Origin of the sequence: Hydrogenophaga sp., from assembly GCF_041633695.1 — a bacterium.
Taxonomy (GTDB): domain Bacteria; phylum Pseudomonadota; class Gammaproteobacteria; order Burkholderiales; family Burkholderiaceae_C; genus Hydrogenophaga.
Genome location: NZ_JBFJMY010000197.1, coordinates 1 through 7,391, shown reverse-complemented (window position 1 = coordinate 7,391; position 7,391 = coordinate 1). Strand labels below are relative to the sequence as shown.

7 protein-coding genes are annotated in these 7,391 nt (G+C 63.6%); 4 read left to right on the top strand and 3 right to left on the bottom strand.

The annotated features are described in order from the left end of the window. From ABYB95_RS13095 to ABYB95_RS13080, 4 genes are all read left to right on the top strand, one after another. A partial coding sequence (locus ABYB95_RS13095; RefSeq protein WP_372659003.1) for a hypothetical protein occupies positions 1–542 on the top strand: 542 nt, incomplete at its 5' end. A gap of 6 nt (positions 543–548) precedes the next feature. Further along, positions 549–1,778, top strand: coding sequence for a glycolate oxidase subunit GlcF (glcF, locus tag ABYB95_RS13090; RefSeq protein WP_372659002.1), 1,230 nt, complete (start codon positions 549–551; stop codon positions 1,776–1,778). Then, positions 1,775–2,140: a CidA/LrgA family protein gene (locus ABYB95_RS13085; RefSeq protein WP_372659001.1), complete on the top strand. Its 366-nt coding sequence runs from the start codon at positions 1,775–1,777 to the stop codon at positions 2,138–2,140. Before glcF ends, ABYB95_RS13085 begins: the two co-directional genes overlap by 4 nt. Then, a complete protein-coding gene (locus tag ABYB95_RS13080) occupies positions 2,137–2,895 on the top strand; it encodes an LrgB family protein (protein WP_372659000.1) in 759 nt (252 codons plus the stop codon). Before ABYB95_RS13085 ends, ABYB95_RS13080 begins: the two co-directional genes overlap by 4 nt. A gap of 16 nt (positions 2,896–2,911) precedes the next feature. On the opposite strand, the gene ABYB95_RS13075 is transcribed toward ABYB95_RS13080, so the two are convergent. From ABYB95_RS13075 to ABYB95_RS13065, 3 genes are all read right to left on the bottom strand, one after another. Continuing rightward, positions 2,912–4,552 (bottom strand): SpoVR family protein, encoded by a 1,641-nt coding sequence (locus ABYB95_RS13075; protein WP_372658999.1) that lies wholly within the window; start codon positions 4,550–4,552, stop codon positions 2,912–2,914. Beyond that, positions 4,549–5,832 carry a YeaH/YhbH family protein gene (locus ABYB95_RS13070; protein WP_372658998.1) on the bottom strand — a complete coding sequence of 428 codons (1,284 nt, stop codon included), beginning with the start codon at positions 5,830–5,832 and terminating at the stop codon, positions 4,549–4,551. Before ABYB95_RS13070 ends, ABYB95_RS13075 begins: the two co-directional genes overlap by 4 nt. A 63-nt stretch (positions 5,833–5,895) precedes the next feature. Beyond that, a partial coding sequence (locus tag ABYB95_RS13065; RefSeq protein ID WP_372658997.1) for a PrkA family serine protein kinase occupies positions 5,896–7,391 on the bottom strand: 1,496 nt, incomplete at its 5' end.

Below are 7,391 nucleotides of genomic sequence, written 5' to 3'. Positions count from 1 at the left end.
GTGCCTACCGAACGCTGAAGCTTGCCTTTGCGCAGCAGCAAGCCACCCGCGAAGAGCAGCGCTTCTTTCGCCTGGAAATGGCGGAAGAAGCGCTCATGGCCCTGCCGCTGAGGGCCTGGTTGACCACTTGGTGGCAGCAGCGCCGCCGGGCGCAGGTGCAACAGGTGGAGATGTTGCCGCCGCGTTTTCTCTACCTGCTGTATGCGGGCCTGTCCCATTTCGGTTTCAGCATCGCACGGCCTATGTGGCTGTTTGTGCTCGCCTTGTTGCTGGCGGTGGTGGTCTACGGCGTGCAGGCCGATTTGCGCTTGTGCTCGCCGTTCGGAGCCGACGCCTGCCGCATGACCGGGCCGCTGCTGCAGTTCGGTTTTGCGCACGCCTTGCCCGGTTTTGAAAAGCTGGCCGATCCCGCCACACACACCCTGTTTCCGAACGGCCTGGGCGTGTGGACCGTACTCACCGTGTTGCTGCACAAGCTGGTGTCGGTGCTGGCCTTGTTCCTCGCGGGCCTGGGTCTGCGCAACCTGTTCAAGATGAAATAAAAAAACATGCAGACCCAACTCGCCCCCGAATACCAGAACACCGCCGACGGCCAGGCCGCCGAGGCGATTTTGCGCAAGTGTGTGCACTGCGGTTTTTGCACCGCCACCTGCCCGACCTACCAGTTGCTGGGCGACGAGCTGGACGGCCCGCGGGGCCGCATCTATCTGATGAAGCAGGTGCTCGAAGGCGCTGAGCCGACGCGCAAAACGCAACTGCACCTGGACCGCTGCCTCACCTGCCGCAACTGCGAATCCACCTGCCCCAGCGGCGTGGACTACGGGCACCTGGTGGACATTGGCCGCAAGCTGGTGGATGCCAAGGTGCCACGCCCGGCGGGTGAGCGCGCGTTGCGCTGGCTGCTGAAAGAGGGCCTGCCTTCGCCGCTGTTCGGCCCGGCCATGAAGCTCGGCCAGCTGGTGCGCCCGCTGATGCCTGCGGCGCTGAAAAACAAGGTGCCACCCAAGCAGGATGCCGGTGCCTGGCCCACGCGCACGCATGCGCGCCGGGTGTTGATGCTCGCGGGTTGTGTGCAGCCGTCCATGATGCCCAACATCAACAGCGCCACCGCGCGCGTGCTCGACGCCGCCGGCATACAGACCGTGGTGGCACCCAAGGCGGGCTGCTGCGGCGCGGTGAAGTTCCACCTGAACGACCAGGACGGCGGCAAGGCAGAGATGCGCGCCAACATCGACGCCTGGTGGCCGCACATCGAACAGGGTGTCGAGGCCATCGTCATGAACGCCTCGGGCTGCGGCGTGACGGTGAAAGAGTACGGCCACATCCTGCAAGACGACCCGGCCTACGCGGCCAAGGCCACACGCGTCAGCGCCCTCACCAAAGACCTGAGTGAACTCTTGCCCGATCTGGTGCCGGCGCTCAAGCCCCTGCTGGCGAAAGCGCCCGACGCCAACAAGGTGGTGGGCTTTCACCCGCCGTGCACGCTGCAACATGGCCAGCAACTCAAAGGCGGTGTGGAGCAACACCTGGGCGCGCTGGGCTTCACCGTGCTGGTGGCGAAGAACGAAGCCCACCTCTGCTGCGGCTCGGCGGGGACGTATTCGGTGCTCAACCCCGAGTTGTCGTACCAGCTGCGCGACCGCAAGCTCGGCCATCTGAACGAACTGCAGCCAACGGTGATCACCAGCGCCAACATCGGTTGCATCACGCACCTGCAAAGCGGCACCCAAACCCCCGTGCGCCATTGGGTGGAGTTGCTGGACGAAGCTCTAGCATGATCCCTGCCCTGGCTTCCCTGTTGCTCTGCCAGCTCGTGGGTGAAGCGCTGGTGCGCACGCTGGGCTTGCCGATTCCGGGGCCGGTGGTGGGCATGGCTTTGTTGATGCTGGCCTTGGTGTTGCGGCCGTCTCTCGTCACCGCCATCAAACCCACCTCGCAGACGCTGCTGCAGCATTTTTCCCTGCTGTTTGTGCCGGCCGGTGTGGGGGTGATGCTGCATTTGCAGCGCCTGGGCGACGAGGCGCTGGCCATTGGTGTGGCGCTGGTCATCAGCACTTGGGTGGGTCTGGCCAGCGCGGCGCTCACCATGGCCTGGCTGATGAAGCGCACCGCACCCAAAGACGGTGACGCACAGCCATGAACGAAGGCTTGCCGCTGTCCACCGTGGCCGTCGGGCGTTTGGCCGATGTGTGGGTTTATCTCTCCACCACGCCGCTGCTGGGTCTGACCACCACCTTGCTGGTCTACCACGCGGCTTTTCTGCTGTACCGGCGAAGCGGTTTTCATTCGTTGGCCAACCCGGTGGGTCTGTCCGTCATCACCCTGGGCACGCTGCTCTGGGCCACCGGCACGCCTTACGCCACCTATTTCGAAGGCGCGCAGTTTGTGCACTTTCTGCTCGGCCCCGCCACGGTGGCGCTGGCCGTGCCGTTGATGGAGCAGCTCGCGCGCATCCAGCGTCTGTGGTTGCCCATGCTCGGTGCCCTGGTGGTGGGCACGTTGGCCGCCACGGTCACGGCGGTGGCCGTGGGTTGGGCCTTGGGTGCGTCCAAGGTGACGCTGGCCTCGCTCGCGCCCAAATCGGTGACCGCGCCGGTGGCCATGGGCATTGCCGAGAAGATCGGCGGCTTGCCATCGCTCACCGCCGTGCTGGTGGTGTGCACCGGCATTCTGGGCGCCGCCAGCGCGCGCCCTTTGTTTGACGCCTTGCGCATCCAGGACCCCACGGTGCGCGGTTTCGCGCTGGGCACTGCGGCCCACGGCATCGGCACGGCGCGCGCCTTTCAGGTCAACGAAGAAGCCGGTGCTTTCGCCGGGCTCGCCATGGGGCTCTCGGCGCTGTTCAGCGCGGTGGCGCTGCCGCTGGTGGCGGGCTGGTTGTTGCGCTGGGTCTGAGGCAGCTCGGGCCGCTTCAGTCTTGCAGCGGGGGCGCCAGCGCGGTCCAGCGCTTGGTGGTGTCGCCGTTCTGGTTCACGCTCTCCAGGGTCACGTTGAAGCCCCAGAGCCGCGTCACGTGCTTGAGCACTTCTTCAACGCTGTCTTCCAGCGGTCGGTCGTTGTGTTGCGTGTGGCGCAGGGTGAGCGAGCGGTCGCCCCGCATGTGCACGTTCCAGACCTGGATGTTGGGCTCGCGCGAGCCCAGGTCGTACTGGTGCGACAGGGTTTCGCGCAGGCGCCGGTAGCCTTCGTCGTCGTGGATGGCGCTGACCACGTAGTCGGGCTCCTGCTCGTCGTCGGTGATGGCGAAGAGCCGGAAGTCACGCATCAGCTTGGGGCTGAGGTATTGGCCGATGAAGCTCTCGTCCTTGAAGTTGCGCATGGCGTGGTCCAGCGCGGGCAGCCAGGGTGTGCCGGCCAGATCGGGGAACCAGCGGCGGTCTTCTTCGGTCGGGTGTTCGCAAATGCGCTGGATGTCGGTGTACATGGCAAAGCCCAGCGCATAGGGGTTGATGCCGCTGTAGTTGCGGTCGCCGACCTTGGGCTGGTAGACCACGTTGGTGTGCGACTTGAGCCACTCGATCATCGCGCCATCGGCCAGAAAACCGTTGTCGTACATCTCGTTGAGCAGTTTGTGGTGCCAGAACGTGGCCCAGCCCTCGTTCATCACCTGGGTCTGGCGCTGTGGATAAAAGTACTGCGCGATCTTGCGCACGATGCGCACCACCTCGCGCTGCCAGGGCGCCAGCAGCGGCGCGTTTTTTTCAATGAAGTAGAGGAGGTTCTCTTCCGGGTCGGCCGGGAAGCGCTTGTCTTCGGCCGCCGACTCCACCGACTCCTTGACCTTGGGCAGGGTGCGCCACAGGTCGTTGACTTGGCGCTGCGCATGGGCCTCGCGCTCGCGCAGACGCGCCAACTCGTCGGCCAGGGAGCGCTTGCTCGGGCGGCGGTAGCGGTCCACCCCGTGGTTCTGCAGGGCGTGGCAGGAGTCGAGGAACAGCTCCACGGTTTCTATGCCGTAGCGCTCTTCGCATTCGCTGATGAAATTGCGGGCGTAGACCAGGTAATCGATGATGGAGGCCGCGTCGGTCCACATGCGAAACAGGTAATTGCCCTTGAAAAAACTGTTGTGGCCGTAGGCCGCGTGCGCGATCACCAGGGCTTGCATGGCCATGGTGTTTTCTTCCATCAGGTAGCTGATGCACGGGCTGGAGTTGATGACGATCTCGTAGGCCAGCCCCATGTGGCCGCGCTTGTAGTTTTTCTCGGTGGCGAGAAATTCCTTGCCAAAGCTCCAGTGGCGGTAGTTCACCGGCATGCCCACGCTGGCGTAGGCGTCCATCATCTGCTCGGCGGTGATGATCTCCAACTGGTTCGGGTAGATGTCGAGCCCGAAGCGCTGGGCGGTCTGGGCGATCACCGCGTGGTAGCGCTCGATGAGTTCGATCGACCAGTCGCTGGGGTTGGGCAAGGGCGACGCCGGGCGCTCCAGCGGTGGCAGGGGGGCGGCCAATGGCGCCACCAAGGGCGTCACAAAAGGCCCCGTGCGCGCCGCCGCTGCAGCGCTGCCGGTGGCGTGTGCGGCGGGCTGGTCGGTGGGCCGTTCGGTGTTCATGCCGGCACCCCTTCTTTCTTGAACAGGTCGCGAAAAACGGGGTAAATGTCGGCGGCCTCGCTGACCCTGCGCATGGAAAAATGCCGGTGTTGCGCCGCCACCTGGCTGTACGACTCCCACAGGCTCTTGTCTTCGTCCACCACCTGGATGTAGGCGTAGTAACGGCACACCGGCAGCAGGCGCTCGGTCAGCACATCGTTGCAGCGCGTGGAGTCGCTGTCCCAGTTGTCGCCGTCGCTGGCTTGCGCGCCGTAGATGTTCCATTCTGTGGGGTTGTAGCGCGCGCGGATGATCTGGTCCATCAGTTCCAGCGCGCTCGACACCACGGTGCCACCGGTTTCCCGGGCATGGAAAAAGTCTTCTTCGCTCACCTCCTGCGCCTGGGTGTGGTGGCGTATGAACACCAGATCGATCTTCTCGTAGTGCTGGGTCAGGAACAGGTAGAGCAGGATGAAGAAGCGCTTGGAGAGGTCTTTGCGCTGTTCGTCCATGGAGCCCGACACGTCCATCAGGCAGAACATGACGGCGCGCGAACTGGGCACGGGCACCCGCACACGGCTGCGGAACTTGAGATCCATCGGGTCCAGGAAGGGCAGGCGCTCCAGGCGTGCGTGCAGCTCGGCGATGCGCGCTTCACAGTCCTTGATTTCTTGTTGGGCCACCGGGTCGTCGGCGTGGTGGCGCCGCAGTTCGGTCAGGCGGTCTTCCAGTTCCTGCAACTCGCGCCGCGCGTCGCCGCCCAAGGCCAGGCGCCGGCCATAGGCGCCGCGCATGGAGCGCACGATGTCGAGGTTGTTGGGCGTGCCGTCGGTGGTGTAGCCGGCGCGGTGGCTCTTGTATTCGGGCACCTCGGCCAACTGGGTGCGGGCCATGTGGGGCAGGGCCAGGTCTTCAAAAAAGACCTGCATGAATTCTTCTTTGGACAAGGCAAATACGAAGTCGTCCTCGCCCTCACCCGAATCACTGGCCTGTCCCTGTCCGGCGCCACGCCCTTGTCCCCCCGGCGGGCGTTTGATGTGGTCGCCGGTGATGTGATCGCGGTTGCCGGTGTGCACCACGTCGCGCACACCGCCCTGGCCGTGGCGGAAGGTGGGCTCGGACAGGTCCTTCTTTGGGATGCGGATTTCTTCGCCGCGTTGCAGGTCGCGGATGCCCCGGCCATCGACCGCGCGCTCCACCGCTTCGCGGATCTTCTCTTTGTAGCGCCGCAAAAAACGTTCGCGGTTGCCAATGGACTTGTTCTTGCCCGCCAACCTTCGATCAATGATCTGTTGAAGCATGGCCACACTCCCGGTGGGCTGGAGCCGAAACCCGCGCCGAAGCGCAGGCTCGGAACCAGCGTGTCAACTGGACTTCCTGACGCGCAGGTACCACTCGCACAACAAGCGCACCTGTTTGGAGGTATAGCCCTTGGCCACCATGCGGTCGACAAAATCCTCGTGTTTTTTGGCCTCGTCGGCGCTGCCCTTGGCGTTGAAGCTGATCACCGGCAGCAGTTCTTCGGTGTTGGAGAACATCTTCTTCTCGATCACCGAGCGCAGCTTTTCGTAGCTGGTCCACAGCGGGTTGTTGCCGGCGTTGTTGGCGCGCGCGCGCAGCACGAAGTTGACGATCTCGTTGCGGAAATCCTTGGGGTTGGCAATGCCGGCGGGTTTCTCGATTTTCTCCAGCTCGCCGTTGAGGGACGAGCGGTCGAACACCTCGCCGGTGTCGGTGTCGCGGTACTCCTGGTCTTGAATCCAGTAGTCGGCGTAGGTCACGTAACGGTCAAAAATGTTTTGCCCGTATTCGCTGTAGCTCTCCAGGTAAGCGGTCTGGATTTCTTTGCCAATGAACTCGGCGTAGCGTGGCGAGAGGTGCTCTTTGATGAAGCCGATGTACTTCTGCTCCAGTTCCCCGGGGAACTGCTCGCGTTCGATTTGCTGCTCCAGCACATACATCAGGTGCACCGGATTGGCCGCGACCTCGGCGGGATCGAAGTTGAACACCTTGGACAGGATCTTGTAAGCGAAACGCGTGGAGACGCCGCTCATGCCTTCGTCCACGCCCGCGTAGTCGCGGTACTCCTGGTAGCTCTTGGCGCGCGGGTCGGTGTCTTTCAGGTTGACGCCGTCGTACACCTGCATCTTGCTGAACAGCGTGGAATTTTCCGGCTCTTTCAGGCGGGTGAGGATGGCGAACTGGCTCATCATCTTGAGCGTTCCGGGCGCGCAGGTGGCATGGGCCAGCGACGAATCGCGCAGCAGCTTCTCGTAGATCTTGATCTCGTCGCTCACGCGCAGGCAATACGGCACCTTGACGATGTAGATGCGGTCGAGAAAGGCCTCGTTGTTCTTGTTGTTGCGGAAGGTCTTCCATTCGCTCTCGTTGCTGTGGGCCAGCACCACGCCGTCAAACGGAATCGCACCAAAACCTTCCGTGCCTTTGAAGTTGGCTTCTTGCGTGGCCGTGAGCAGTGGGTGCAATACCTTGATGGGCGCCTTGAACATCTCGACGAATTCCAGCAGGCCTTGGTTGGCCAGGCACAGGCCGCCCGAATAGCTGTAGGCGTCGGGGTCGTCCTGGGCAAAGGTTTCGAGCTTGCGGATATCGACCTTGCCGACCAGGCTGGAAATGTCCTGGTTGTTTTCATCGCCGGGCTCGGTCTTGGCGATGGCGATCTGTTTGAGGATGTTGGGGTAGCGCTTGACGACGCGGAAACGCCGGATGTCGCCGCCGTATTCGTCCAGGCGCTTCACGGCCCAGGGGCTCATGACCCGGTTCAGGTTGCGGCTGGGAATGCCGTACTCGCTTTGCATCAGCGGGCCGTCCTCCACCGGATCGAACAGACCCAGCGGCG

Excerpts from the sequence above, each read along its gene's own strand:
- glcF (WP_372659002.1), top strand. The coding sequence starts at position 549 with ATGCAGACCCAACTCGCCCCCGAATACCAGAACACCGCCGACGGCCAG.
- ABYB95_RS13075 (WP_372658999.1), bottom strand. The coding sequence starts at position 4,552 with ATGAACACCGAACGGCCCACCGACCAGCCCGCCGCACACGCCACCGGC.
- ABYB95_RS13080 (WP_372659000.1), top strand. The coding sequence starts at position 2,137 with ATGAACGAAGGCTTGCCGCTGTCCACCGTGGCCGTCGGGCGTTTGGCC.
- ABYB95_RS13070 (WP_372658998.1), bottom strand. The coding sequence starts at position 5,832 with ATGCTTCAACAGATCATTGATCGAAGGTTGGCGGGCAAGAACAAGTCC.
- ABYB95_RS13085 (WP_372659001.1), top strand. The coding sequence starts at position 1,775 with ATGATCCCTGCCCTGGCTTCCCTGTTGCTCTGCCAGCTCGTGGGTGAA.